The organism is Streptomyces thermodiastaticus (genome assembly GCF_014656135.1).
Taxonomy (GTDB): Bacteria; Actinomycetota; Actinomycetes; order Streptomycetales; family Streptomycetaceae; genus Streptomyces; species Streptomyces thermodiastaticus.
Genome location: NZ_BNBV01000001.1, coordinates 413,322 through 436,129 on the forward strand (window position 1 = coordinate 413,322; position 22,808 = coordinate 436,129).

The following is a 22,808-nucleotide window of genomic DNA, read 5'->3' on the forward strand; positions in this document are numbered from 1 at the left end:
GCCCCGCCGGGCCGGGCGGCGGCGCTGATCCTCTGCGTGACGTGGCCGGCGCGGCCCGGCCGCGGCCTGCCGCGCGTCGGGCGGTCGGTGTGCGCCGGAGGGGAGTTGAGAGCGCGTCAGCCCCCGGGGTCCTGCGGCGATCACCGCCGTCCGTCGGTTAATGTCACCAGATGTTCGATGCCACCGACCGCTCCGGGGGTGCCGCCACGGCCTCTGATCACACCCGTACCGCGGAATCCGCCGCCGTTCCCGCGGCCGCCGCGCTCCGGACGGGACGGTCGGCCCGCCTGGTCCGTGTCCTGCTGTCGCCCTGGTCCCGGCTGTCGCTGCTGCTGGTGCTGCTCGCGGGCGCCGGATCGTGTGTGCTGCTGTTCCAGCCACAGCGGCTGCTGGCCCACGGCTGGCCGCCGCAACTGGGCGGGGTCGCCGCGGCGGCGGCGTTCGCGGTGGCGTACGGGGTGTGCACGGTGGCGTTCGTGCCGCGGCCGCTGCTGAACCTGGCCGCGGGCGCCCTGTTCGGCACGCCGCTGGGGCTCGCGGCCGCGGTGGCCGGCACGGTCCTGGGCGCGGGGACCTCCTTCGGTCTCGGCCGGGTGCTCGGGCAGGACGCGCTGCGCCCGCTGCTGCGCGGCCGGCTGTTGAAGGCGGCGGACGGGCAGCTCAGCCGGCACGGCTTCCGTTCGATGCTGGCGGCCCGGCTGTTCCCCGGGGTGCCGTTCTGGGCGGCGAACTACGGCGCCGCCGTGTCCCGCATGAGCGCTCCGGCGTTCCTGTGCGCGACCGCGCTCGGCGTGCTGCCGAACACGGCCGCCTATGTCGTGGCCGGTGCCCGTGCCACCGCGCCGGCCTCGCCGGCGTTCCTGATCGCGGCGGCGTGCATCGCCCTGCCCGCTCTGGCGGGCGCGGTGGTGGCCTGGCGCAAACGCCACCGGCTCAGGGGCCGCTGAGCGCCGTTCCCGCTGTTTCGTAGCCGTCCGGTAGCGGAGCGTCAGTGCTTGCCCCTAGGCTTGGGGCATGTCCCCCGATTCCAACGCCTCTGGTTCCGTGCGCTCCGCTGCCGAGCTGAACGAGCAGATCCGGGCGCTGTGGCTGCGTTCGGGCGGCTCCTTGTCCGCCCAGGAACGCGCGGAGTACGAACTGCTGGTGGTCGAGTGGGCCGCCGCCGTGCGCAGCGAGGTGATCAAGGCGGCCTGAGGGCGGCCCGCCGTCGCCGGTCCGCCCGGTGGGGTCAGCGGCCGCCCGACACCCGCAGCACCGCTCCGGAGGTGTAGGAGGCGTCCGGTGACATCAGCCAGGCGACGGCGGTGGCGATCTCCTCGGCCCGGCCGGCCCGGCCCAGCGGGACCGCCGGGCCGACGCGCCGGATCCGGTCCGGATCGCCCGACGCGGCATGGATCCCGGTGTCGATCAGGCCGGGTGCCACCGCGTTGACGCGAATGCCGTCCGGGCCGAGTTCCTTGGCCAGGCCGATCGTCAGGGCGTCGACGGCGGCCTTGGTGGCCGCGTAGTGGACGTAGTCCCCCGGGCTGCCGAGCGTGGCCGCGACGGAGGAGATGTTCACGATCACGCCGTTGCGGCGTGGCGTCATGAGCTGCGCGGCGCGGCGGCAGCAGAGCAGGGTGCCGAGCAGATTGACGTCCACCACCCGGCGCAGGTCGGCGGTGTCCGTGTCGGCGAGCCGGCCGAGCGGGCCGGCCACTCCGGCGTTGTTCACCAGTCCGGTCACCGGGCCGAGGCGTTGCTCCGCCGTGGCGAACAGCCTCTCGACGTCCGCCTCCGCCGAGGTGTCCACGCGGACGGCGATGCCGCGCGCCCCTGCTTCCAGCACCTCGTCGGCCACGGCTTCGGCGGCCTTGGTGTCGAGGGCGTAACCGATCACCACGTCGTGCCCGTCGGCGGCCAGCCTGCGGCAGACGGCGGCGCCGATGCCCCGGCTGCCGCCGGTGACGACGGTGACGAGACGCTTCATGCGGACCTCCGCTGCTTGCCGGGCCGGGCCCCGTGTCGCCGCACGCGCTGCCGGGGCGTCCGCGCACCTCCAGTATGCGGACGGGCCGCGCGCCGCGCCCTGCCTCGCGCCGGGCACCGCGCGGCGCTGTCGTCCGGCCGCGTGACCGGGACGCTGTGCGCGAAGGAGCGCGGCGACGGCCGCTCCGGTCGCCGTGCGGCGAGCGGCGCCGCCGGCCCCGGAGGCGGGCTGCCGCACCCGGCGCCGGAACCTGCACACTGGAGGCGTCGGTGAGGTCGCGGCACGGTCCGGGGTAGGAGGACACACTGTGCAGACCTGCGGCCGCCGGCTCGTCTCCGGCCGGTCACGCTCGCTGCTCGCGGTGCTCGCGGGCAGCCTGCCGGTGTTCGCTTTCCCCGCGCCCTCGCTGTGGTGGGTCGCCTGCGTCGCCCTCGTGCCGTGGATCCTGCTCACCCGTACCGCGCCGACGGGCGGCCGGGCCGTGGTGGACGGGTGGTGCGGCGGGCTGGGTTTCATGCTCGCGGTGCACCACTGGCTGCTGCCCAGCACCCATGTGTTCACGGTGGTGCTGGCGGCGCTGCTGGGGGCGCTGTGGGGGCCGTGGGGGTGGCTGGTGCGGCGGCTGCTGGGCGGGCCGCTGTCGCCGGGCCGGGCGGCGGCAGCCCTGGTGGTGCTTCCGTCGGGCTGGCTGGCGGTGGAGCTGGTGCGTTCCTGGCAGGGGCTGGGCGGGCCGTGGGGCATGCTCGGCGCCGGGCTGTGGCAGGTGGCACCGGCGCTGCGGCTGGCCTCGGTGGGCGGGGTGTGGCTGGTGAGCTTCCTGGTGGTGGCGGTCGATGTGGCCGTCGCCGTCCTGCTGGCCGGCCGCGCGGCCCGGGTGGTCGCCGCGGCCGGGCTGGCGGCCACGGCGGCAGCGGTGTGGGCGGCCTGGGCGTGGGCGCCGCGCCCGGAGACGGCCGGCTCCGTCCGTGTCGCCGTGGTGCAGCCAGGGCAGATCGCGGGCACGGACGGCGCGCTGCGGCGGTTCGCCCGCGCGGAGCAGCTGACGCGCGGCCTGGCCGGGCAGCGGGCCGACCTGGTCGTGTGGGGCGAGAGCAGCGTCGGGTTCGACCTGCGGGAGCGGCCGTATCTGGCGCGGCGGCTGGCGGCGCTGTCCCGGGCGACGGGGGCGCCGGTGCTCGTCAATGTCGACGCGCGGCGCTCGGACCGGCCGGGCGTCTACAAGAGTTCCGTGCTCGTCGGACCGGACGGCCCGGCCGGCGACCAGTACGACAAGATGCGCCTGGTGCCGTTCGGGGAGTACATACCGCTGCGTCCGCTGCTCGGCTGGGCGACCTGGGTGGGCAGGGCGGCCGGCGAGGACCGTGGCCGGGGCCGCGAGCAGGTGGTGATGGACACCGGGCGCGGGCTGCGGGTCGGGCCGCTGATCTGTTTCGAATCCGCCTTCCCGGACATGAGCCGGAACCTGGCACGCCGGGGTGCCGATGTGCTGGTGGCGCAGTCGTCGACGTCCACGTTCCAGCACAGCTGGGCGCCCGCCCAGCATGCCTCGCTGGCCGCGCTGCGGGCCGCCGAGACCGGGCGGCCCATGGTGCACGCCACCCTCACCGGGGTGTCCGCCGGGTACGGACCGGACGGGCGGCCCGCCGGAGCCTGGCTGGGCACGGACGCGAGCACGGCCCGGGTGTACGAGGTGCCGACCGCGCGCGGCGGCACGCTGTACGTCCGCCTCGGCGACTGGCCGGTGCACGCGGCCCTGGCGGTGCTCGGCGTGTTCGGCGTGCGGGAGGGGGTGCGGTCGGTCAGGCGGCGCCGGAGCGTTCCAGCAGCGTCTGCACGACCCGCTCGCACAGCTCATGGGTCTCCAGCGCGTCGCGGGCACTGAGCACCGTGCCGGCGCGGACCGCGTCGAGGAAGGTCAGCACGGCCTGCTCGATGCCGCGCTGCCGGGCCACCGGCACCCAGTCGCCGCGCCGCCGCACGGTCGGCTGGCCCTTGTGGTCGACGGTCTCGGCGAGGTTCAGCACCTGGCGTTTGGTGTCGTGGCCGGACACCTCGAGGATCTCCTCGGTGGAACCGCTCATGCGGTTCATCACTCCGAGCGCGGTGAAGCCGTCGCCGGCGAGCTGCAGGACCACGTGGTGCAGCAGGCCGTCCCGCATCCGGCCGTGCACGGTGACGTCGTCGACCGGGCCGGGCACCAGGAATCGCAGCGTGTCCACGACATGGATGAAGTCGTCGAGGATCATCGTGCGGGGCTCCTCGGGCAGCCCGACGCGGTTCTTCTGCATCAGGATCAGCTCGCGGGGATGGTCGGCGCACTGCACGTATCCGGGGGCGTGACGCCGGTTGAAGCCCACCATGAGGGAGACGTTCCGCTCCTCGGCGAGCGCGACCAGCCGCCGGGAGTCGGCGATCCGGTAGGCCAGCGGCTTGTCGACGTACGTCGGCACGCCCGCTTCCAGCAGCCGGGTGACGAGCTCCGGGTGGGCCGCGGTGGAAGCGTGCACGAACGCGGCGTCGAGTCCCTGGGCGAGGAGACGGTCCAGGCCGGCGTGGCGCTGCGCGGCGGGCAGGTGCAGGCTGTCGGCCACCCGCTGCAGGGTCGCGGGTGTCCGGGTGTGCAGATGCAGCTCCACCCCGGGCAGCATGCCGAGCACCGGCAGATACGCCTTGGTGGCGATGTCGCCCAGTCCGATGCAGCCGACCCGCATGTGTCCTCCCCTGCCGTCCCGCCCACGTTCTCGCCGGTGCCTTTGTGCCTCCGCAGCATACGGGGGCCGTCCGGGCCGCCGGCCGGTGATGCGGCACCCCCGGGACGGCGGCGGACGGGCGTCACCTTCGGGTACCGCACCCAACCCTCCAGGGGCGTGCGGGGTCACCCGTGCGGGGCATCCTCGGCCTGTCCCCCGGCCGCCGGCACGGCGACCCGAGCAGAGTGGCACGGGTGCATCGACCGACGACCACCGCAACGCTTCTCGTCATGGCGGCCGTTTCGGCCCTGACCGGCTGCGTCACGGTCCAGCGGACGCCCGAGCCGGGCCATGCCGCGGCCACCGCACGGCCGCCGGGGCCCCGTCCGGACGGCGCCGCCGCGCCGGATTCGCAGGCCTCGCCGCGGCAGGCGCTGGAACGGACCGCCCCGTCCGCCGCTCCCGACCCGGCCGGCCGGCCCCCCTCCCGGCCCGCGGCCGGGGCCGGCGCCGACGCCGGGGCAGCGCAGCCCGCGGCGCCGGCACCACGCTTGCACGAGCGCCATGAGCGGCCTCAGGCACCACGTCCACGGCAGACGCAGCGCAGCCCGCACACGCACGCCCCGCTTCCCGTGCCCGGTCTGCCGAACCCCGCGGCCCGGGCTTCGGGTCTGTGCGCGCTCGGCACGCAGTACGGCCGCTGGCGGATCGGCAGTCCGGAGGAGAAGATCTGCGGGCAGACCTTCGGCCGCTGATCCGTCCCCGGCCGGGTGCGGCAGCACGCCGGTGCGGCCGCGGTGGTCTCAGGACCGCTGCCGGGGCGGTCCGCCCGGGCCGCCGTTGCCGTCGTCCTGTCCCAGCCGCTGTTCCAGCCGCCGGATCGCCGCGCGCACCGAGGCTCCGTAGCTGTCGTCGGGCAGGGTGTCGGCCGCCGCCCGCGCGCGGCGCAGATGGCTCCGGGCGGCCTCCGCACGGCCGAGCCGGGCGTAGTCGGCGGCCAGGTCGAGGTGGAGGCAGGGGTAGAGGGCGCGGGCGGCCGGCGCTCCGGCGTGGCCGCCGAGCCGGTCGTCCCGCAGTTCCTCGGCGGCGGACAGCGCTCTGAGGTCCCAGGCCAGCGCGTCCGCGGGATCGTCCTGGGTGTCGGCCATGTAGTGGGCCACTGTGCAGCGGTGCAGCGGATCGCCGTCCTCGGCGATCTCGTGCCACAGATCGAGCAGCCGCAGCCGTGCCTCCTCGCGGTCCCCGGCGTGGTGCAGCAGCACGCTCTGGCCGATCCGCGTCAGCACGGCGTCCGCCGCCGTCTGCTCCTGTCGTTCCGTCACCCGGCCTCCAGCCCTGTCCCGACCGACGTGTACGACGCTAGCCGCAGCCACGGGCCATCCAGGTCAGGCGGCCCGGGACACGACGGACACGCCCACGCAATGCGGTCCCGCCTCCCGCCGGCCGCCCCCGGACCGCCCCGGCCGGCGGGAGTGCGGCCTCGCTCAGCCCAGGTCCGGGATCTGCCAGTCGATCGGCTCGTGGCCCTGGCGGGCCACCGCCTCGTCGATCTGGGAGAAGGGGCGGGAGCCGAAGAACTTGCGGGCGGACAGCGGGGAGGGGTGGGCGCCCTTGACGACCACGTGCCGGTTCTGGTCGATCAGCGGGAGCTTCTTCTGGGCGTAGTTGCCCCACAGCACGAAGACCGCCGGGTCCGGCCGCTCGGCGACCGCGCGGATCACCGCGTCCGTGAACCGCTCCCAGCCGCGCCCCTTGTGCGAGTTGGCCTCGCCGGCGCGGACCGTGAGCACCGCGTTGAGCAGCAGCACGCCCTGCCGGGCCCACGGCATGAGGTAGCCGTTGTCCGGGACGGGGACGCCCAGGTCCTCGTGCAGCTCCTTGTAGATGTTGCGCAGCGACGGCGGGATCTTCACCCCGGGGCGGACGGAGAAGCACAGGCCATGGCCCTGGCCCTCGCCGTGGTAGGGGTCCTGCCCGAGGATCAGCACCTTCACCCGGTCGTACGGCGTGGCCTCCAGCGCGGCGAAGACCTCCTCGCGCGGCGGGTACACGGGACCGTTCGCCCGCTCCTTCTCGACGAACTCGGTCAGCTCCTGGAAGTAGGGCTGCTGCAGCTCGTCGCCCAGAACCCCGCGCCAGGACTCGGGCAGCATGGCGATGTCGGTCACGTCGTTCGTCCTTCAACGGTGTGCGGTCACTTGCAGGACTCCGAACCTACCGGCGACCACTGACAACGCCCCACCGCGGCGGAAACGTCCCGCGCCGGCGGCTGTTCCTGCGGGACAGCTCCCCCGTCTCCCTGGTCGACGACGGACCGGGAGCCCGCTCTTGGCCGGCGACGCCGTCGTCGGCCGCCGCGGATGCGGGCGGCGGAGAGCTTCACCGCCCGCCCGTGTCGCGGGCGGCCGTCGGCACCCGGCCTGCCACGTGAGCGGGCCCGGGTGCCGTCCCAGGAGGGCGGCCGTCGTGACCGGATCGCGACCGCCGGCGCGTCTCAGCCGACGCCGGCGTTGAGGAAGATGCCGCCGTCGATGACGAGAGTCTGCCCGGTGATCCAGTCGGACTGCTCGGAGGTGAGGAACGCCGCCGCACCGCCGATGTCGGAGGGCACCCCGAGCCGGCCCAGCGGATAGGCGGCGGCCGCCTCCTCCTCACGGCCCTCGTACAAAGCCGCGGCGAACTTGGTCTTCACCACCGCGGGCGCGATCGCGTTGACCCGCACCTTGGGCGCGTATTCGTGTGCCAGCTGCTGGGTGAGGTTGACCAGCGCGGCCTTGCTGACGCCGTACGCCGCGATGAACGGCGAGGGGGCCAGGCCCGCGATGGAGGCGATGTTGACGATCGCGCCGCCGTTGTCCTTCTGCCAGGCGTGCCAGGTGCGCTGGGCGAACCCGAGCGCGGAGAGGACGTTGGTCTCGAAGACCTTGCGCGCCACGTTCAGGTCGAGGTCGGCGAGCGGGCCGAACACCGGGTTGGTGCCGGCGTTGTTGACCAGGTAGTCGATGCGGCCGAACGTCTCCATGACGCGTTCGACGGCCTCGTGCTGGTGGGCCTCGTCGTGCGCCTTGCCCGCGACGGTCATCACCCGCTTCGAGCCCAGCCGTTCGGCGGCCTCCTTCAGCGCCTCCTCGTTGCGGCCGGTGATGCACACCCGGTCGCCGCGGGCGACCAGCGCCTCGGCCACGCCGTAGCCGATGCCGCGGCTGGCGCCGGTGACGAGGGCGACCTTGCCCGACTCCTCGGGCAGTTCTACGGAAGTCATCTGGTCGTTCCTCAGTTCAGCGGTCCGCCGGCGACGTACAGCACCTGGCCGGAGACGAAGCCGGCCGCGTCGCCCGTGAAGAAGGCGATGGCGTTGGCGACGTCCTCCGGCTCGCCGACGCGCTGCACCGGGATCTGGGTGGCGGCCGCGGCCTTGAAGTCCTCGAAGCCCATGCCGACCCGCTCGGCGGTGGCCTTGGTCATCTCGGTGGCGATGAAGCCGGGGGCGACGGCGTTGGCGGTGATGCCGAACTTGCCCAGCTCCTTGGCCAGAGTCTTGGTGAAGCCCTGCAGACCGGCCTTGGCCGCGGAGTAGTTGACCTGGCCGCGGTTGCCGAGCGCGGAGGACGAGGAGAGGTTGACGATGCGTCCGAAGCCGGCGTCGACCATGTACTTCTGGCAGGCACGGGTCATCAGGAACGAGCCGCGCAGGTGCACGTTCATGACGGTGTCCCAGTCGGACACGCTCATCTTGAACAGCAGGTTGTCGCGGAGCACGCCCGCGTTGTTGACCAGGATGGTGGGCGCGCCGAGTTCCTCGACCACGCGGGCGACGGCGGCCTCGACCTGCGCCTCGTCGGAGACGTCGGCGCCGACGGCGAGGGCTTGGCCCCCGGACGCGGTGATCTTCTCCACGGTGTCCTTGCAGGCGGACTCGTCGAGGTCGATCACGGCGACCGCGCGCCCCTCGGCGGCCAGACGGACGGCGGTGGCCGCGCCGATGCCGCGCGCGGCACCGGTGACGACGGCTACCCGCTGCTCAGTGGTGGACATTGCTGCTTCTCCTCGCCCTAGACATCGCCCTGGGGACAACCCGGTCCGGGTCGTCGGAACCCGGTCCGGCCTACGGTGAGCGACCGCTTAGTACCTTCGGCAGACGTGACGCTAGAAGCCCTCACACCCGGTGTCAACGGGACACCGGGTGTGATGTGATCCATTACCTCACCAGGAGCCGCAGCAACCGTTCCGTCTCGGCCACCGGGTCGGTGGTCAGACCGGTGTGGACCGGGCCGGGCTGCAGGATCGTCGAGCGGGGCGCGACGAGCCAGCGGAACCGCCGCCCGGGGTCGTCGCCGCCCACCGCCCCGGCCGCCTCGCCTCCAACGCACACCTTCTCCACGGCCTCCAGCGCGGCCCGCACCCCCGCCACATCGGCCGCCGGGTCGAGGGCCAGCAGCCGTGCCTCGTCCAGGTGGGTGCGGGCGCCGACGTAGGAGCGGGCCCGGCAGTAGACGACGACGCCCGCATTGACGCACTCGCCGCGCTCCACGCGCGGCACGACGCGCAGCAGCGCGTACTCGAAGACGTCCCGGCCGCGGCCCTGGCCGGCCCGGGTGATGTGACGCTCGCCCGCCTGCCGGCCGCCGAGCACAGGACGGTCGCTCATCGGGTTCCCTCCAGACCGGTGATGCGTTCGTGGACGACGGCCGCGCGGGTCAGCAGCGGGCGCGCGTAGGCCCGGCGCACCTCGTCCGGTGCGGCGAAGCCGGGCTCGTCGCTCAACCAGACGTCGGGGATCTCGGCCGTCACCTCGGCCAGCAGGTCCTCGGTGACGAGCGGGGCGAGATCGGCCGCAGCCGCCGCGACGTCGGGGGCGAAGGCGGCCAGCGCGTGGTCGGAGGCGTCGTAGGGGCGCGCGGCGGAGGCCTCGGCGCCGGGCCAGTTGTGGTGCCAGATCATGGTGGCGCCGTGGTCGATGAGCCACAGCTCGCCGTGCCAGCGCAGCAGGTTGGGGTTGCGCCAGGAGCGGTCCACGTTGTTCACCAGGGCGTCGAACCACACGATCCGCCCGGCCTCCTCGGCGTCCACCGGGAAGGCGAGCGGGTCGAACCCGAGGGCGCCGGAGAGGAAGTCCATCCCGAGGTTTGTTCCGCCGCTGGACCTGAGCAGGTCCTGCACCCGCTCGTCGGGTTCGCCGACGCCGAGCACCGGGTCGAGGCCGATGGTCACCAGGCGCGGCACCCGCAGGCCCAGCCGGCGGGCCAGTTCGCCGCACACCACCTCGGCGATCAGTGTCTTGCGGCCCTGTCCGGCGCCGGTGAACTTCAGCACGTACGTTTCGAAGTCGTCGGCCTCGACGAGCCCCGGCAGCGATCCGCCCTCGCGCAACGGCGCGATGAACCGGGTCGCGTTGACTTCCTTCAGCATCGCCCCAGGTTATCGGCGTTCCGGCCGGGCTGTGGCGCGCGGGTGAACGCGCGGAGGCCGGCGGCCGTACCCCTGTGCGCATCAGCACGGCACGTCCTTGCACATCAGCACGGCACATCCTTGCACATCAGCACGGCACGTCCTGACGAAAGGAACACGGGTATGTCGGTGACCTCGAGCAGCGAAGCGGGTGCGGCGCGCGGTCCGCAGGCGGCGCCGGCCCGCCGCACCGTCGTGGCAGCGGCGGGTGCGGCGGGCCTGGCGGCGGTCCTGGCCGCGTGCGGCTCGGACGACACGTCCGGCTCCGGCGCGGCCCCCTCCCGGAGTGCCGACGGCACCGGCGGCGACAGCGCCGCGGCCGGCTCCTTCGGCACCGTCCTGGCGAAGACCTCCGACATCCCGGAGGGCGGCGGCAAGGTCTTCGGCTCGCAGGGGGTGGTGGTGACGCAGCCGGCGAAGGGGCAGTTCAAGGCGTTCTCGTCGACGTGCACCCACCAGGGCTGCACGGTCGCCCGGATCACCGACGGGAAGATCATGTGCCCCTGTCACGGCAGCGCCTTCTCCGCCACCGACGGCAGCGTCCGCAACGGCCCGGCGACCCGGCCGCTGCCCGCCCGGACGATCTCCGTGTCCGGGGACGAGATCAGGCTCGCCTGAGCCGGCCGTGCCGGCCCGTGCGCACCCGCCGGGCCAAGCGTCCCGACGCCGTCGACCGACCCGCTCCCCCGCCGTCCGCAACGCCTCCACGGCGGCGCGGATCGAGGGCCGCCGGTCGGCGTCGGTGCGCCAGACCGCGTAGACGTGCCGGCGCACCGTAGACGTGCCGGCGCACCGTAGACGTGCCGGCGCACCGCCTCGCGGATCACGTATGTCGTCCGGTCATCGCCACGGCCGCGGGGGTCGCCGTGCTCGGTGGGCAAGCTGACCTGGTCGACACCGGTGGGTGCGGTGATCGTGCCGACGGGCGCGGCCCTGACGCAGGTCCGCTGCCGGGGGCGGCGCCGGGCGGCCGACGCCGTCCAGGCGGCGCACACGGGACGGCCAGCCGGTGCGACCGGTGCCGCGCCGACCGGGGAAGCCCTGACCTGCCCTCAGACGTACCTGGCGTGGTCTGAGATGCAGCTCCGCGCCGGACCACTGTCGCACACAGGTCCGCACCGGACCGCTGTCACACGTAGGTCCGCGCGGGCCCCGGCGCGAGTGCGGCCGCCACCGCGTCCGCCAGGGCCGGTGCCTCGTGCTCCGGGAGTGTGGAGACGGTGATCCGGATGCCCGGGGGCGCGCCGAGCCGGTAGCGCGCGCCGGGGGCGACGGCCCAGCCGGCGTGCAGCAGCCGGGCCACCGCTGTCGTCTCGTCCGGTACCGGCACCCACACGTTCAGGCCGCTGCGCCCGTGGGCGGCGACGCCGCGCTCGGCCAGCGCGCCGCTCAGCGCCCGGCGTCGGCGGTCGTAGGCGGCCGCCACCGCGCTCACGTCGAAGCCGTCGTCGTCCCACAGTCGTACGACGGCGCGCTGCACCAGCAGGCTCACCCAGCCGGGACCGAGCCGCTGCCGTCCGCGCACCCGGTCCACGGTGGTCTCGTCCCCGGTGAGGACGGCCAGGCGCAGATCGGGGCCGTAGGCCTTCGCGGCCGAGCGGACGAAGGCCCAGTGCCGGGTGGCGCCGGCGAGCGGGTGGAGGGGGAGGCCGACGATGCCGTGACCGTGGTCGTCCTCGACGAGCAGGGTGTCCGGGTGGTCGCGCAGCACGGTGCGCAGGACGCGGGCGCGCGGGGCGCTCAGTGCGGCTCCGGTCGGGTTCTGCGCGCGGTCGGTGACGATCAGGGCGCGGGCGCCGCCGTCCAGGGCGCGCGCGACGTCGTCGGGGAGCGGGCCGTCGTCGTCGACGCCGACGGGGGCGAGGTGCAGTCCGAGCGCGGGCACCAGGTCGAGCGTCCGGCCCCAGCCGGGGTCCTCGACCGCGACCGTGTCGCCCGGTTTGAGGTGCGCGGCCAGGATGCGTTCGATGCCGTCCAGGGAGCCGGACACCACCGCGAGCGGGCCTGCGGGCACCCCGTCCGCGTCCAGTGCGGCCCGCGCGCGGCGCTCCAGTTCCTCGTCCAGCAGGGCGTGGCCGTAGAGCACCGGTGCGCGGTCCTGGCGGGCGGCGGCCGCCGCGAACGCCGGGGCCAGCGGCGGCAGCAGCGCGGGGTCGGGGTTGCCGCTGGAGACGTCGCGCACCCCCTCGGGCACCTCCACACGGATGTGATGTCCGGTGGTCGCGGGCGCGGGGCGGACCCGGCTGCCGCGGCGCCCGGCGGTCTCGACGACCCCGCGTTCGCGCAGTACGCGGTACGCGGCCGCCACGGTGTTCGGGTTGACCTGCAGACGGGCCGCCAGCTTACGGATCGGCGGCAGCAGGTGACCTGGTTCCAGCGTCCCCGAGCCCACCGCGCGCTCGATGCTCGCGGCGATGTCCGCCGCACGACGCCCTTCGATCGGATATTCTCCTAGCACAATGTGCATATTGTACTAGTACAGAGGAGTCGTCATGGGGACCCCGCCGCCCTCCGCCGTCTACGAGCCCACCGACCGCACCGTGCCCACCCGCAGCGCGCACCGGGTCTCGTACGACCGGGAGCTGGTGCACGCGATCCTGGACGAGGGCCGGGTCTGCCACCTCGGCTTCGTGCGCGACGGGGCGCCCGTGGTGCTGCCGACGCTGTACGCGCGGGCCGGCGAGCGGCTGTACGTGCACGGCTCGACGGGTTCGCGTCCGCTGCGCACGGCCGGCCGGTCCGGTGCCGGACTGCCGGTATGCCTGACGGTCACCCATGTCGACGGTCTGGTCCTGGCCCGTTCCGCCTTCCATCACTCGGTGAACTACCGCTCCGTGGTGGTGCACGGCACGGCCCGCCCGGTCACCGACGAGCAGGAGAAGCGGGCGGCGCTGGACGCCCTGGTCGACCATGCCGTGCCGGGCCGCTCCGCCGACTGCCGCCCGGCGAACGCCAAGGAGCTGGCCGCGACCGCCGTGCTCCGCCTGGACCTGGCGGAGGTGTCGGCCAAGGTGCGCACCGGCGGCGTCCACGACGAACCGGAGGACCTGGCGCTGCCCCACTGGGCCGGGGTGATACCGGTGCGGCAGCGCTACGGCACCCCGGCCGCCGCGGAGGACCTGGCCCCCGGCGTCGCCGTCCCCGCATACCTGGCGGCGCTGTGATGCTGATCCCTCCCCGGGACGCGCCCCTGGAGACACCGCGTGGCAGGACTGGCCGGCCGGCCGCGACGTCGGCCGGCTCGCCGCGCCGGCGCGGAGGCTGAGGCGGTCCTGGGCGTGTCCACGGCGGAAGGCCGGCGGTGTCCGTCCCGTGGTACGCCCCGGCCCCGGACCGGACGGGCGGGGGCCGGTGAGGTCTCCGGCCCCCGCCGACCGGACGGACGGCGGTCACACCACGGCCGGCTCCTCGGCGTGTCCTGCTCCGTCGTGGTCACCGGGTCCGCCGCGGATGCCGCGCGCCTCCGCGAGGGCGAGACCGGTGACCGACCCGAGCAGCAGCACGGCGCCCAGGCAGGTCGCCGCGGTCAGCCGCTCGCCGAGCAGCGCGACGGCCAGCACGGCCGCGCCGACCGGCTCCAGCAGCATGATCACGGAGACGGTGGCCGAGCGGACGACGGCCGCGCCCGCGAAGTACAGGGCGTAGGCGAGGGCCGTGGGCACCGACCCGATCCAGGCCAGCAGCGCCAGCAGCCGGACGGGGTCCCCGGTGTGCGGCACCAGCCCCTCCGCCAGGGCGAACGGCAGCAGGCACACGCAGCAGACCGCGAACGTCTCGACGGTGGTGGCCGCGTCGCCGGCGCCGCCCGACCGGCCCCAGCGCCGGGTCAGCAGCGTCATCGCGCCGTAGCCGGCCGCCGAGGCGAGGGCGAGCAGCACGCCGAGCGGGCGCACCTCTCCCCCGCCGTTGCCCAGCACCAGCACGCCCAGTCCGGCCAGCGCCCCGCCCACGGCGGCCGCTCCGCCCCGGCCGAGCCGTTCGCCCAGGGTGAGACGGGCGCCGAGAGCGATGAGGACGGGCCCGGCGCCGAGGGTGACGACGGTCGCCACGGCGAGCCCGGTGGCCTCGACGGCGGCGAAGTACGCCGTCTGGAACACGGCCAGCCCGGCACCGGTGGCACAGGCCCGCAGCAGCCGCCGGGCGAGCGGCAGGGACGGCGCGGGGCGCCGGGTGCGCGGGCGCAGCAGCCGCACGCCGGCCAGCAGGGCGGCGCCGGTCACGCAGCGCCAGAAGGACAGGGCGGCGGGGCCCATGTCGCTGACCCGGTAGACCAGGGAGCCGGCCGCACCCGCGGTGCCCCACGCGGTACCGGCGACGATCAGGTAGAGCAGGCCGCGCCCGACGGGCAGGCCTGAGGAAGCTTGTGACACGTTTTCTCTCCGCAGAGCAGAAGCACACAGGGGAAACCCCGGTGCGTCGGGGTCATGGAACTTCCTTCTGCGGGCAGCACCGTTCGGGCCTGTCGCAGCGCGCGGCGGTCACCGCCTGCGCGACAGGCCGACGCCTCTCGCCGGACGCAGAGGTCTGGTCCGGTCGCAAGGCCATCAGGCCCGGCGTCGTGCCGGGCCGTCCACCGGGGCCCGCCTCAGGCGGCGGGGGGCGGAAGAACGAGTGCTTTCGCGTGCATGAGCGGAACCTTAAGCCGTGGTCCCCCGCGCCGGCAACGTCCGGTCCGCGCCGCCGTCGGCCACCGGTTCCGCCGCGCCCTCGGCGGGGGTCGAGGACTGTGCGATGAACGCGCCCAACAGCACGACGGCACCGCCGGCCGCCTGGGGCGCGGAGAGGTGCTCGCCCAGCAGCACCCAGGCCAGCACCGTGGCGACCACCGCTTCCAGGCAGGCCACGACGCCCGCGACCTGCGGGGTGAGCCGGCGCACCGAGACGACCCCGGTGACATAGGCAAGGACGGTCGCGATCAGCACGATCCAGCCCAGCAGGACGGCGGCCGGGACCGGGGTGCCGTCGAGGTGTGCGGTTCCGCCGAGCACCGTCCAGTCCATGGTCCAGGGCCGGGACACGGCGGTCAGTGCGACGGCGCCGACGAGCAGCCCGTAGGCGATGACGCCGAGCGGGTCGGGGGCGGCGCGGCCGCCGCCGGCGCCCTGGTCGGAGAGCACGAAGTAGCCGGTCTGGCAGCCGGCCGCGCCCAGCGCGAGCAGCAGCCCGAGCGGATCGAAACCCAGACCCGACCAGACCTCCACGACGCAGGCGAGTCCGCCGGCCGCGAGGACCACGCCGAGCACGGCGGCCCGGGACACCGGCCGCCGCCGCACGAACCGCACCCAGCCCAGCACCAGCGCGGGAGCCAGGTATTCGATGAGCAGGGCGACCCCGACGGGGATCCGGGAGAGCGCGGCGAAGTAGCAGGCCTGCACCCCGGCGACCGCGAGCAGCCCGAATCCGGCCAGCAGCGCGGGCCGTTGCCGCAGCAGCGCCCGGTGGCGCACCGCGAGCGGCAGCATGACCAGCGCCGCGCCGGTGACCCGCAGCCACACCACCTGCAGCGGGTCGAGACCCGCCTCGATCAACGGCTTGGCCGCCACTCCGGACCCGCCGAAGGACAGGGCGGACACCAACGCGACACCGAGCCCGACAGCCTTGCCGGGCGGCCTGCGACCGATCGACGACGTCACCACCGGCACATGATGACAGGCGCAGACACCAGCGTCACCCCCGTTGACACCTGTCTCACCGGCCGGACGGTGCCGCCGTGCGGCTCACCGGTCGTCGGACGATCCAACGGCCGGGTCAGGCGGGATCGGGGAGGCCGGCGTGGTTCCCGTGCGAGGTGTCGTGGGGCCGGGTCCGGGCGTCGTCGTCGAGCCGGGCGGCCAGTTCGTCCAGGCAGGCCCCGGCGCGGGTGAGCACCTCGGCGGCCCGCGACCGGGGGTCGGCGAGGAGGCCGGCGAGCAGATCCAGGCCGCACGCCGCATCCCGGCCGTGCCGTGCGGCGCGCCTGCGGGCGTGGGCGAGGGCGGCGCAGGCCGCCGGCGAGCAGCGCCGGCCGTCCGCCCCGGACCGCGCGTCCTCGGTGAGCACGGGCAGAGCCCCAAAGTCCTCGACGCTGCCGCGCCAGCGCAGCCCGTAACCGATGCTGCGCTGGACCAGTTAGCCGAGCAGCCGGGCGATCAGCGGGCCGTCGCCTAGGACGGCGCGCACCTCGGGGTCGGCCTCCAGCAGGGCGTGCAGCAGGTGGGCGGTGTCGGTGTGCCGGTCCGCGTCGCGGACCGCCCTCCTGCGGGCGGCGGTGACCACGGCCGCCAGCTCGGCGCCGAGCCCGGCGCCCTCACCGGGAGCGCAGCCGTCCTCAGGGGCCGGCTGCCTGGGGATACGGGGTTGCACCCCTCCACCTCATCAGTCCCGCGGCCCGCACGCATCGCCGACGGGAAGCATCCGCGCGTCCCTCGCCAAGCGGATCCGACCGGCCGGAATCTCCTCCTTACGGATGAGATCAGGCCAATGTTCGCAGGCTGCGCACAGCGGACCGGCCGCACGCGGGTGCCCCGCGCGTCCCGCACGAGGCACCCTGCACCGACGTACCGTCACCCGGCAGCCCTGCCTCCCCGGTGGCCGGGTCAGTCGTCGCCGGCGAGGATCAGGTACAGCTTCTTGCGCGTCTCGGCGAGGACGGCGAGCGCCTTCTCCCGCTGCTCCTCGGTGCCGGTCCTCCAGACCTGCCCGAAGGCCTCCATCACACCGAAGCCGGCCTGGCGTATCTCGCCGAGGGCCTCCCGGTCGATGCCGCGGGCGGCCTCCTCCCAGGGGGCGTCCGGCCCCTCGTCGGCCGCGGCGCGGCCCGCTTCGGTGAGCGAGTACAGCTTCTTGCCGCCCTCGAAGGCGCCGACGACGAGCCCCTCGTCCTCCAGCAGCTGGAGGGTGGGGTAGACCGAGCCGGGGCTGGGTTTCCACGCCCCGCCGCTGCGCTCGGTGATCTCCTGGATCATCTCGTAGCCGTGCATGGGCCGGTCCTTGAGCAGCGCCAGGATCGAGGCCCGCACATCACCGCGCCGTGCCCTGCCGCGGGGCCCGCCGCGCCCCCGGCCGCCCCAGGGGCCGGGACCGAAGCCCGGACCGAATCCCCCGAACGCCGGACCGCCCGGGCCGAACGGTCCGAAGGCGGCCCGCCGGCCGTCGAAGCCGGACGGCCCCCGCCACAAAGCGCCGCGCCGGTGCCCGCGGCCGAAACCGTGGACCTGCATCTCCCCCACTTCCTTCCCTCGTTTGCCGATCCGTCGCGATGCCTCGACGATATATCGGTGACTGTAGAGCGACAAGACCCCGATCCGGCCCCGCCCGAGCCGTGCCGGCCCGCGTCCGCCTTGGCCGCGGGCCGTGTCCACCCGTACCGTCAGGGCATGCGCATGCGAATCGTGGACGCCTTCACCGACCGCCCCTTCACCGGCAACCCCGCCGGGGTCCTCCTCCTGGACGCCTTCCCGGAGGACGACTGGCTCCAGCGGGTGGCACGGGAGGTCAACCACTCCGAGACGGCGTTCGCGCACCCGCTGCCCGAGGACGCGGAGGCGGACTGGGCGCTGCGCTGGTTCACGCCCGCCACCGAGGTCGCGATGTGCGGTCACGCCACGCTCGCCACCGCCCATGTCCTGCACACCACCGGCGCCCACACCGGGCCGGTGCGCTTCGCCACCCGCAGCGGTGTGCTGACGGCGACCCCGGCGGACGACGGCTCGATCACCCTGGACTTCCCGACCGCGCCGCTGACGCCGGTCGAGGTGCCCGACGGTGTCGCCGACGCGCTGGGCGCCGCACCGAGCACGGCCATGGACACCGGGGCAGCCGTCGGCGACCTGTTGGTGGAGCTCACCGACGAGAAGACCGTCCGCGCACTGGAACCGGATCCGAAGGCCCTGGCCGCCTACTCCGCGCGCGGCATCATCGCCACCGCCCGCGCCGAGGACCCGGCACGCGGCTACGACTACGTCTCGCGCTGTTTCTTCCCGAACGTCGGCATCGACGAGGACCCGGTGACCGGCAGCGCCCACACCGCGCTGGCCCCGTTCTGGTCCGCGCGCCTGGGCCGCGACGACCTCACCGGACTGCAGGCCTCCGTCCGCTCCGGGCTGGTGCGCACCACCGTGCGCGGCGAGCGCACCCTGCTGACCGGGCACGCGGTCACCGTCATCGAGGGCGACCTGCTGGCGTAGCGGCCGCGGCTGTTCTGCGGCGGGGCGGGTCCTGCGTGCCCCCTTTTGCGGCCGAACGCCCTGCTCGCGGCGGGCCGGTGCCCGCGCTATGCCGTGGGGAGCCAGCCGACCTTGCCGGCGAGCAGGGCGTAGCCCACGAAGGCACCGATGTCGAGCAGGGAGTGCGCCACCACCAGCGGGCCGACCCGTCCCCACCGCCGGTACAGCCGCACGAACACCAGGCCCATCACCACGTTGCCGAGGAAGCCGCCGACGCCCTGGTAGAGGTGGTACGAGCCGCGCAGGACGGAGCTGGCCGCCAGCGACCGCCCCGCCGTCCAGCCCAGCTGATCCAGCCTGCGCAGCAGGAACCCGACGACGATCACTTCCTCCAGCACCGCGTTCTGCACCGCGGACAGGATGAGCACCGGGTACTTCCACCACACCGAGGGCAGTGCCTCGGGCACGACGGTGAGGTTGAAGCCCAGGCCGCGCGCGGCCAGGTAGAAGGCGATGCCGGCGCTGCCGATCAGCGCCGCGATCACCGCGCCGCGGCCGAGGTCCGGCCAGGGACGGGAGCGGTCGAAGCCGAGGGTGCGCAGGCTGCGTCCCTCGCGCAGCAGCAGGTGGGCGACCAGCGCCACCGGCACGAGCGCGGTGGCGATCCCGAACAGTTGCCAGGCCAGGTCGAGCCAGGGGCGGCCCGGCGCGGCGGAGGCGTTGAGGGTGGCCGCCTGGTCCTTCAGACCGCCCGGCTTCGTCACCGAGCCGACGAAGCTGATCACGGCGGACACCCCGCTGGCGCCCAGCGAGAGCGCGAGGACGAGCAGTGTCTCGTCCCGCAGGATCCGCCGTGACGGCCGTTCTCGGGACTCGGTTGCGGCCATCGGCCCGGTCTCGGACTGCACGCGCGCCTCCACTCCACCGTCTCGGGACGTCTCAGCTTGCCCGATCAGCCCGGAAGGGGAGCGACCGGGGCCCGGCGGCGCGCCCGGACGGTGCCGGCGGCACTCAGGTCAGCGGCACCACTTCCGGCTCCGGAACACCGACCGGCCAGGTGTGCACCGGATCGTCGCGCCACATCAGCTCGCGGTAGCGGCGTGTCGTGGCGGCCAGCGCCTCCTGCCGGTCCAGGCCGCGTTCCATGGCCCGGTGGAAGGTCGCGGCCTGCCACTGGGCACCGTTGGCCCTGAGCCGGCACCGTTCCTCGATCACCCCGAGATACCGGTCCCGGTCCGCGGGCTCCACGCCCCACGCATTCAGCCCGGCCTCGGCCAGCGGCAGCAGTTCGTCCCGGACGAGGGTGACGGCATCGACCTCGGCGGTGCCGGACAGGCGGCCGCGCCGGGGCCAGACCAGCCGGGCGTCGATCCCGTGCCGGCAGGCGGCGTCGAAGTTGGCGGCCGCGGCCCGGAACGGCAGCCGGGTCCACACCGGGCGCGGCTCCTCCGCGAGGGCGCGCACCAGGCCGTAGTAGAAGACGGCGTTGGCGATGACGTCGGTGACCGTCGGCCCGGCGGGCAGCACCCGGTTCTCGACCCGCAGATGCGGGACGCCGTCGGCGATGTCGTACACCGGCCGGTTCCAGCGGTAGACGGTGCCGTTGTGCAGAACCAGCTCGGCCAGCCGGGGCACCCCGCCGGCCTCCAGCACCTCGAGCGGGTCCTCCTCGTCGCAGATCGGCAGCAGCGCCGGGAAGTAGCGCACGTTCTCCTCGAACAGGTCGAACACCGAGGTCACCCAGCGCTCGCCGAACCAGGTGCGCGGACGCACCCCCTGGGCCTGCAGTTCCGGCGGCCGGGTGTCGGTGGACTGCTGGAACAGCGGCGGGCGGGACTCCCGCCACAGCTCACGGCCGAAGAGGAAAGGGGAGTTGGCGCCGACGGCGATCTGCGCCGCGCTCGCCGCCTGGGCCGCGTTCCACACGTCCGCGAACCGGCCGGGGGTGACCTGCAGGTGCAGCTGCACGGAGGTGCAGGCGGCCTCGGGCACGATCGACTGGGAGGTGCAGGTCAGACGCTCCACGCCGTCGATGTCCAGGGTGAAGTCCTCGCCGCGGGCCGCGACGATCTGGTCGTTGAGCAGGGTGTACCGGTCGACGGCGGACAGATTCGAGGAGACGAGGTCGTCCCGGTTGAGGGTGGGAAGAATGCCGATCATCGCTATTCCGGCATCGACCTCGGCAGCCTTGCGGTCGGCATATGCCAGCGACGTGCGCAGCTCCTCGGCGAGCCGGTCGAATACCCGGCCGCCCAGCCGGTGGGGCGCTATGTTCACTTCAAGGTTGAACATGGCGAGTTCCGTCTGGAAGTCCCGGCTGGCGATGCGCTCGAGTACTTGCGCATTCAGCATTTTCGGCAATCCGTCGGCGCCGAGCAGATTCAATTCGATCTCCAGCCCCATGAGGTTCTGGGGCCGGTCGAACCGTTTCTGTTCCAGCAGCCGCGCCAGTGCCTCCAAGCACCGCCTGAGCTTCTCACGGTAACGGTTGCGATCGGACAGGTCGAACTCGCCTGCGACGACCTTCTCGCCCATCGCGGCGTCCTCCCTCGCTCGGGCCGGCCCTGGCTCCGGCCGCCGGGATCGAAGTCAGGTGGGATGATGCCCCGCATACACGATCGATAACGTCCCGTTCTCCCCGCTTCCCCGGGCCCCGGACCGCTGGAGCGGAGGCACATTCGACGGGCATGAGGCGGCGGCATCTCCTGGTACCCCCGGCACCCGGAGAAAAACACCGACGGCGACGGACCCGCCACGCGGCAGCGGCGGCGACGGGAGGGCCACGCACGGCACCCGGCACCCGGCACCCGGCACCCGGCACCCGGCACCCGGCAAGAGACCATCGGCACTCAGAATTCCGGCCGAATAGCGCCTTGTTGTACCCGCCGGAAACAGCTACCGAAACACCATCTGAACATGTGTCGTATAAACTCTCCACCAGGCAGAAGGTCGGCACCCGTGGCGCTGGACCGCGGGCGGGGTCATGTCCGGATACCTTGTCGTCCGTTTTCCTTCCTTCGTCACGGACCCGGGATCCGAGGCACCAGGCGGCCTCGTTCGCCCCCTTCGCCCTCCGAGAGCTGACAGCGCCGTCCGCCCCCACCCCTCGCGTCATCGTGCCTGTCGAACGAGAGGCGACCCACCATGCCGCTGCACATACCCCCGGCTCCCGCTCCCGCCCTGCGCTCCGTCCTCACGGCCCTCGACTCCCCCACCGCGGTCCGCGAGGCACCCACCCCCGCCCTGCGGTCCGCCCAGGAACCGGCGACCCCGGACCGTGCGCTTCCGGTGCACGTCCTGGAGCAGTTCACCCCTCAGGGGGTCTCCGCGACCCGGCTGGCCGGGTGGCGGTTCCTCATCCGCTGCGGCGACCGTGCGGTGGCCGCCGCCGAGACCAGGCTCACCCCTGACGGCTGGGCCTTCGCGCACTTCTTCGAAGGCCCCTACGTCGCCTCCACCGAGCGCGCGCTGCGCCAGGCGGAGTCCCTGAGCCAGCACTACCAGCCGCGGCTGCTGTCCATGCCCAGCCTCTACATGCTCACCCTGTGGCTGCACGGCGACCTCTCCGACGACGGCGCCGGCGGCCATCCGGCGGCCACGGATCTGCTGGTGCCGCTGGCCCCGGCCCCGCCCGGCATCCCGTCCCATGTGCCGCACCGCGTGGCCGACCTGCTCCCGGTCCTCACCCACCGGGTGACTCCTGTCCGGCTCATGGGGTCGCCCGCCTGAGCGGCCCCCGTCCGGTCCGGCAGACCCGCCGCGTGCCTCGCTGCCCTGCGTCGCAGTGGGGCACGCGGCGTCCAGTGCGGGCCTCGTCCCCCGGCGCTCATGCTGCGCCGCCGGCCAGGCGGTGCACCGGCGCACACCGCCTGCCGGTGGCGAACCCCATGGCCGCCGGATGCGCCCTGTTCCGCTGAACCGCGGACGCCGCCGGCGCGTCCTGTACCGGTGAGCAGCGCTGCGGCGACCGGCCCGCGGGCACCGCACGCGCGAGCTCAGCACGGGTATCGGTCCCACTCACTGTTTCGGGGGACGGCCATGGAGCATGCCACCAGCCGCAGGACAGACAATACGAGCGCCCAGGGCCCCACGGCACAGCACGTCCCGCCCCGTGTGTGCCCGCACCAGCCGCCGTGCCCGCCGGCCGACTCCGCCGGCCGGGAGTCCGCCCGCCGTGTGGCGCACCATCCGGAGCAGGGCTGGAGCCTGCTCTGCAACGGCGTCCTGCTCTTCGAGGACACCGGTGAGCTGCTGCCGGACGGCCGGATCATCGACCCGCACCGCCCGCTGGACGGCGACCAGGCGGTGACCACCGTCTGACCTCCCGGGCGCCGGGCAGGGCCTGCAACGACGTGTCAGGGCCGCACTGCCGCCCGTTCCGCCGGCGTGCACGCCGTGCTCGGCACGGCACATCAGGCGGGGCGGAAGCGGGCGGGCCGGGGCCGTCCCCGCGCACGGTCCCCGGCGGACGGTCTTGACGGAAGCTTGACGTCCGTTCGTCCCGGATGCCATAGGCCGCGGCGGCACGGGCGCCTACGCTGGTGCTCTGCGTGCAGG

General features: G+C 74.4%; 23 protein-coding genes and 2 pseudogenes. 9 read left to right on the forward strand and 16 right to left on the reverse strand.

Going from position 1 to position 22,808, the window contains the following annotated elements; translation table 11 throughout:
* The first annotated feature begins 170 nt into the window (after positions 1-170).
* Together IE286_RS01830 and IE286_RS01835 are read left to right on the forward strand one after the other, a co-directional pair.
* Positions 171-947, forward strand: coding sequence for a TVP38/TMEM64 family protein (locus IE286_RS01830; RefSeq protein WP_189794762.1), 777 nt, complete (start codon positions 171-173; stop codon positions 945-947).
* Between the two features lie 67 nt (positions 948-1,014).
* Complete coding sequence (locus tag IE286_RS01835; RefSeq protein ID WP_189794763.1) at positions 1,015-1,194, forward strand: hypothetical protein; 180 nt, start codon at positions 1,015-1,017, stop codon at positions 1,192-1,194.
* 34 nt (positions 1,195-1,228) lie between these two features.
* On the opposite strand, the gene IE286_RS01840 is transcribed toward IE286_RS01835, so the two are convergent.
* On the reverse strand, positions 1,229-1,969 hold the full coding sequence (locus IE286_RS01840; RefSeq protein WP_189794764.1) for an SDR family NAD(P)-dependent oxidoreductase: 741 nt from the start codon (positions 1,967-1,969) through the stop codon (positions 1,229-1,231).
* A 307-nt stretch (positions 1,970-2,276) separates the two neighbouring features.
* Here IE286_RS01840 and lnt point away from each other — a divergent pair, with 307 nt between their 5' ends.
* Positions 2,277-3,851, forward strand: coding sequence for an apolipoprotein N-acyltransferase (gene lnt, locus IE286_RS01845; RefSeq protein WP_189794765.1), 1,575 nt, complete (start codon positions 2,277-2,279; stop codon positions 3,849-3,851).
* Here lnt and IE286_RS01850 read toward each other — a convergent pair.
* The gene (locus IE286_RS01850; RefSeq protein WP_189794766.1) at positions 3,769-4,680 is read right to left on the reverse strand and encodes a Gfo/Idh/MocA family protein; all 912 of its coding nucleotides are present in this window, start codon (positions 4,678-4,680) and stop codon (positions 3,769-3,771) included. The genes lnt and IE286_RS01850 overlap by 83 nt on opposite strands.
* Before the next feature lie 611 nt (positions 4,681-5,291).
* Between IE286_RS01850 and IE286_RS27550 the strand changes: the two genes are divergently transcribed.
* A complete protein-coding gene (locus IE286_RS27550; protein ID WP_267969628.1) occupies positions 5,292-5,414 on the forward strand; it encodes a hypothetical protein in 123 nt (40 codons plus the stop codon).
* 48 nt (positions 5,415-5,462) lie between these two features.
* On the opposite strand, the gene IE286_RS01860 is transcribed toward IE286_RS27550, so the two are convergent.
* The 6 genes from IE286_RS01860 to IE286_RS01885 form a co-directional block, all read right to left on the reverse strand.
* Positions 5,463-5,981, reverse strand: coding sequence for a hypothetical protein (locus tag IE286_RS01860; protein WP_189794768.1), 519 nt, complete (start codon positions 5,979-5,981; stop codon positions 5,463-5,465).
* Between the two features lie 162 nt (positions 5,982-6,143).
* On the reverse strand, positions 6,144-6,827 hold the full coding sequence (gene ung / locus IE286_RS01865; RefSeq protein WP_189794769.1) for a uracil-DNA glycosylase: 684 nt from the start codon (positions 6,825-6,827) through the stop codon (positions 6,144-6,146).
* A 326-nt stretch (positions 6,828-7,153) separates the two neighbouring features.
* Positions 7,154-7,921 (reverse strand): SDR family oxidoreductase, encoded by a 768-nt coding sequence (locus tag IE286_RS01870; protein ID WP_189794770.1) that lies wholly within the window; start codon positions 7,919-7,921, stop codon positions 7,154-7,156.
* An 11-nt stretch (positions 7,922-7,932) separates the two neighbouring features.
* Positions 7,933-8,694: a 3-oxoacyl-ACP reductase FabG gene (fabG, locus tag IE286_RS01875; protein ID WP_189794771.1), complete on the reverse strand. Its 762-nt coding sequence runs from the start codon at positions 8,692-8,694 to the stop codon at positions 7,933-7,935.
* A gap of 163 nt (positions 8,695-8,857) precedes the next feature.
* Positions 8,858-9,307, reverse strand: coding sequence for a DUF3037 domain-containing protein (locus IE286_RS01880; RefSeq protein WP_189794772.1), 450 nt, complete (start codon positions 9,305-9,307; stop codon positions 8,858-8,860).
* On the reverse strand, positions 9,304-10,068 hold the full coding sequence (locus IE286_RS01885; protein ID WP_189794773.1) for a HipA family kinase: 765 nt from the start codon (positions 10,066-10,068) through the stop codon (positions 9,304-9,306). The genes IE286_RS01880 and IE286_RS01885 overlap by 4 nt, the downstream gene beginning before the upstream one ends.
* A gap of 162 nt (positions 10,069-10,230) precedes the next feature.
* Here IE286_RS01885 and IE286_RS01890 point away from each other — a divergent pair, with 162 nt between their 5' ends.
* Positions 10,231-10,725, forward strand: a complete 495-nt coding sequence (locus IE286_RS01890; protein ID WP_189794774.1) for a Rieske (2Fe-2S) protein — start codon at positions 10,231-10,233, stop codon at positions 10,723-10,725.
* A gap of 57 nt (positions 10,726-10,782) precedes the next feature.
* Here the strand turns inward: IE286_RS01890 and IE286_RS26980 are convergent.
* Both IE286_RS26980 and IE286_RS01895 read right to left on the reverse strand, forming a co-directional pair.
* Positions 10,783-10,884: pseudogene (locus IE286_RS26980) on the reverse strand (LysR family transcriptional regulator); the annotation flags it as partial.
* 352 nt (positions 10,885-11,236) lie between these two features.
* Positions 11,237-12,565 carry an aminotransferase class I/II-fold pyridoxal phosphate-dependent enzyme gene (locus tag IE286_RS01895; protein WP_189794775.1) on the reverse strand — a complete coding sequence of 443 codons (1,329 nt, stop codon included), beginning with the start codon at positions 12,563-12,565 and terminating at the stop codon, positions 11,237-11,239.
* Between the two features lie 34 nt (positions 12,566-12,599).
* On the opposite strand from IE286_RS01895, the gene IE286_RS01900 reads away from it, so the two are divergent.
* Positions 12,600-13,271, forward strand: coding sequence for a pyridoxamine 5'-phosphate oxidase family protein (locus tag IE286_RS01900; protein ID WP_189794776.1), 672 nt, complete (start codon positions 12,600-12,602; stop codon positions 13,269-13,271).
* 225 nt (positions 13,272-13,496) lie between these two features.
* Here the strand turns inward: IE286_RS01900 and IE286_RS01905 are convergent, their stop codons facing one another.
* The 4 genes and pseudogenes from IE286_RS01905 to IE286_RS01920 form a co-directional block, all read right to left on the reverse strand.
* Positions 13,497-14,477: a DMT family transporter gene (locus tag IE286_RS01905; protein WP_189794777.1), complete on the reverse strand. Its 981-nt coding sequence runs from the start codon at positions 14,475-14,477 to the stop codon at positions 13,497-13,499.
* 267 nt (positions 14,478-14,744) lie between these two features.
* Positions 14,745-15,749, reverse strand: coding sequence for an EamA family transporter (locus tag IE286_RS01910; protein WP_189794778.1), 1,005 nt, complete (start codon positions 15,747-15,749; stop codon positions 14,745-14,747).
* Between the two features lie 106 nt (positions 15,750-15,855).
* A pseudogene (locus IE286_RS01915) lies at positions 15,856-16,449 on the reverse strand (peptidase).
* A 233-nt stretch (positions 16,450-16,682) separates the two neighbouring features.
* Positions 16,683-17,306 (reverse strand): PadR family transcriptional regulator, encoded by a 624-nt coding sequence (locus tag IE286_RS01920; protein ID WP_189794779.1) that lies wholly within the window; start codon positions 17,304-17,306, stop codon positions 16,683-16,685.
* A gap of 156 nt (positions 17,307-17,462) precedes the next feature.
* Between IE286_RS01920 and IE286_RS01925 the strand changes: the two genes are divergently transcribed.
* Positions 17,463-18,272, forward strand: coding sequence for a PhzF family phenazine biosynthesis protein (locus IE286_RS01925; protein WP_189794780.1), 810 nt, complete (start codon positions 17,463-17,465; stop codon positions 18,270-18,272).
* An 86-nt stretch (positions 18,273-18,358) separates the two neighbouring features.
* On the opposite strand, the gene IE286_RS01930 is transcribed toward IE286_RS01925, so the two are convergent.
* Positions 18,359-19,159 (reverse strand): CPBP family intramembrane glutamic endopeptidase, encoded by an 801-nt coding sequence (locus IE286_RS01930; RefSeq protein ID WP_372462532.1) that lies wholly within the window; start codon positions 19,157-19,159, stop codon positions 18,359-18,361.
* A gap of 103 nt (positions 19,160-19,262) precedes the next feature.
* Positions 19,263-20,786, reverse strand: coding sequence for a glutamate-cysteine ligase family protein (locus tag IE286_RS01935; RefSeq protein ID WP_189794781.1), 1,524 nt, complete (start codon positions 20,784-20,786; stop codon positions 19,263-19,265).
* A gap of 609 nt (positions 20,787-21,395) precedes the next feature.
* Here IE286_RS01935 and IE286_RS01940 point away from each other — a divergent pair.
* Together IE286_RS01940 and IE286_RS01945 are read left to right on the forward strand one after the other, a co-directional pair.
* Positions 21,396-21,980: a hypothetical protein gene (locus IE286_RS01940; protein ID WP_189794782.1), complete on the forward strand. Its 585-nt coding sequence runs from the start codon at positions 21,396-21,398 to the stop codon at positions 21,978-21,980.
* A 384-nt stretch (positions 21,981-22,364) separates the two neighbouring features.
* Entirely contained in the window at positions 22,365-22,571 is a 207-nt protein-coding gene (locus IE286_RS01945) for a DUF5999 family protein (RefSeq protein WP_189794819.1), read from the forward strand.
* Positions 22,572-22,808 lie beyond the last annotated feature (237 nt).

Coding starts and splice junctions, on each gene's coding strand:
- IE286_RS01830 (WP_189794762.1), top strand. CDS start 171: ATGTTCGATGCCACCGACCGCTCCGGGGGTGCCGCCACGGCCTCTGAT.
- IE286_RS01900 (WP_189794776.1), top strand. CDS start 12,600: ATGGGGACCCCGCCGCCCTCCGCCGTCTACGAGCCCACCGACCGCACC.
- fabG (WP_189794771.1), bottom strand. CDS start 8,694: ATGTCCACCACTGAGCAGCGGGTAGCCGTCGTCACCGGTGCCGCGCGC.
- IE286_RS01880 (WP_189794772.1), bottom strand. CDS start 9,307: ATGAGCGACCGTCCTGTGCTCGGCGGCCGGCAGGCGGGCGAGCGTCAC.
- IE286_RS01940 (WP_189794782.1), top strand. CDS start 21,396: ATGCCGCTGCACATACCCCCGGCTCCCGCTCCCGCCCTGCGCTCCGTC.
- IE286_RS01850 (WP_189794766.1), bottom strand. CDS start 4,680: ATGCGGGTCGGCTGCATCGGACTGGGCGACATCGCCACCAAGGCGTAT.
- IE286_RS01835 (WP_189794763.1), top strand. CDS start 1,015: ATGTCCCCCGATTCCAACGCCTCTGGTTCCGTGCGCTCCGCTGCCGAG.
- IE286_RS01885 (WP_189794773.1), bottom strand. CDS start 10,068: ATGCTGAAGGAAGTCAACGCGACCCGGTTCATCGCGCCGTTGCGCGAG.
- IE286_RS01840 (WP_189794764.1), bottom strand. CDS start 1,969: ATGAAGCGTCTCGTCACCGTCGTCACCGGCGGCAGCCGGGGCATCGGC.
- IE286_RS01935 (WP_189794781.1), bottom strand. CDS start 20,786: ATGGGCGAGAAGGTCGTCGCAGGCGAGTTCGACCTGTCCGATCGCAAC.
- IE286_RS01925 (WP_189794780.1), top strand. CDS start 17,463: ATGCGCATGCGAATCGTGGACGCCTTCACCGACCGCCCCTTCACCGGC.
- IE286_RS01920 (WP_189794779.1), bottom strand. CDS start 17,306: ATGCAGGTCCACGGTTTCGGCCGCGGGCACCGGCGCGGCGCTTTGTGG.
- IE286_RS01870 (WP_189794770.1), bottom strand. CDS start 7,921: ATGACTTCCGTAGAACTGCCCGAGGAGTCGGGCAAGGTCGCCCTCGTC.
- IE286_RS01890 (WP_189794774.1), top strand. CDS start 10,231: ATGTCGGTGACCTCGAGCAGCGAAGCGGGTGCGGCGCGCGGTCCGCAG.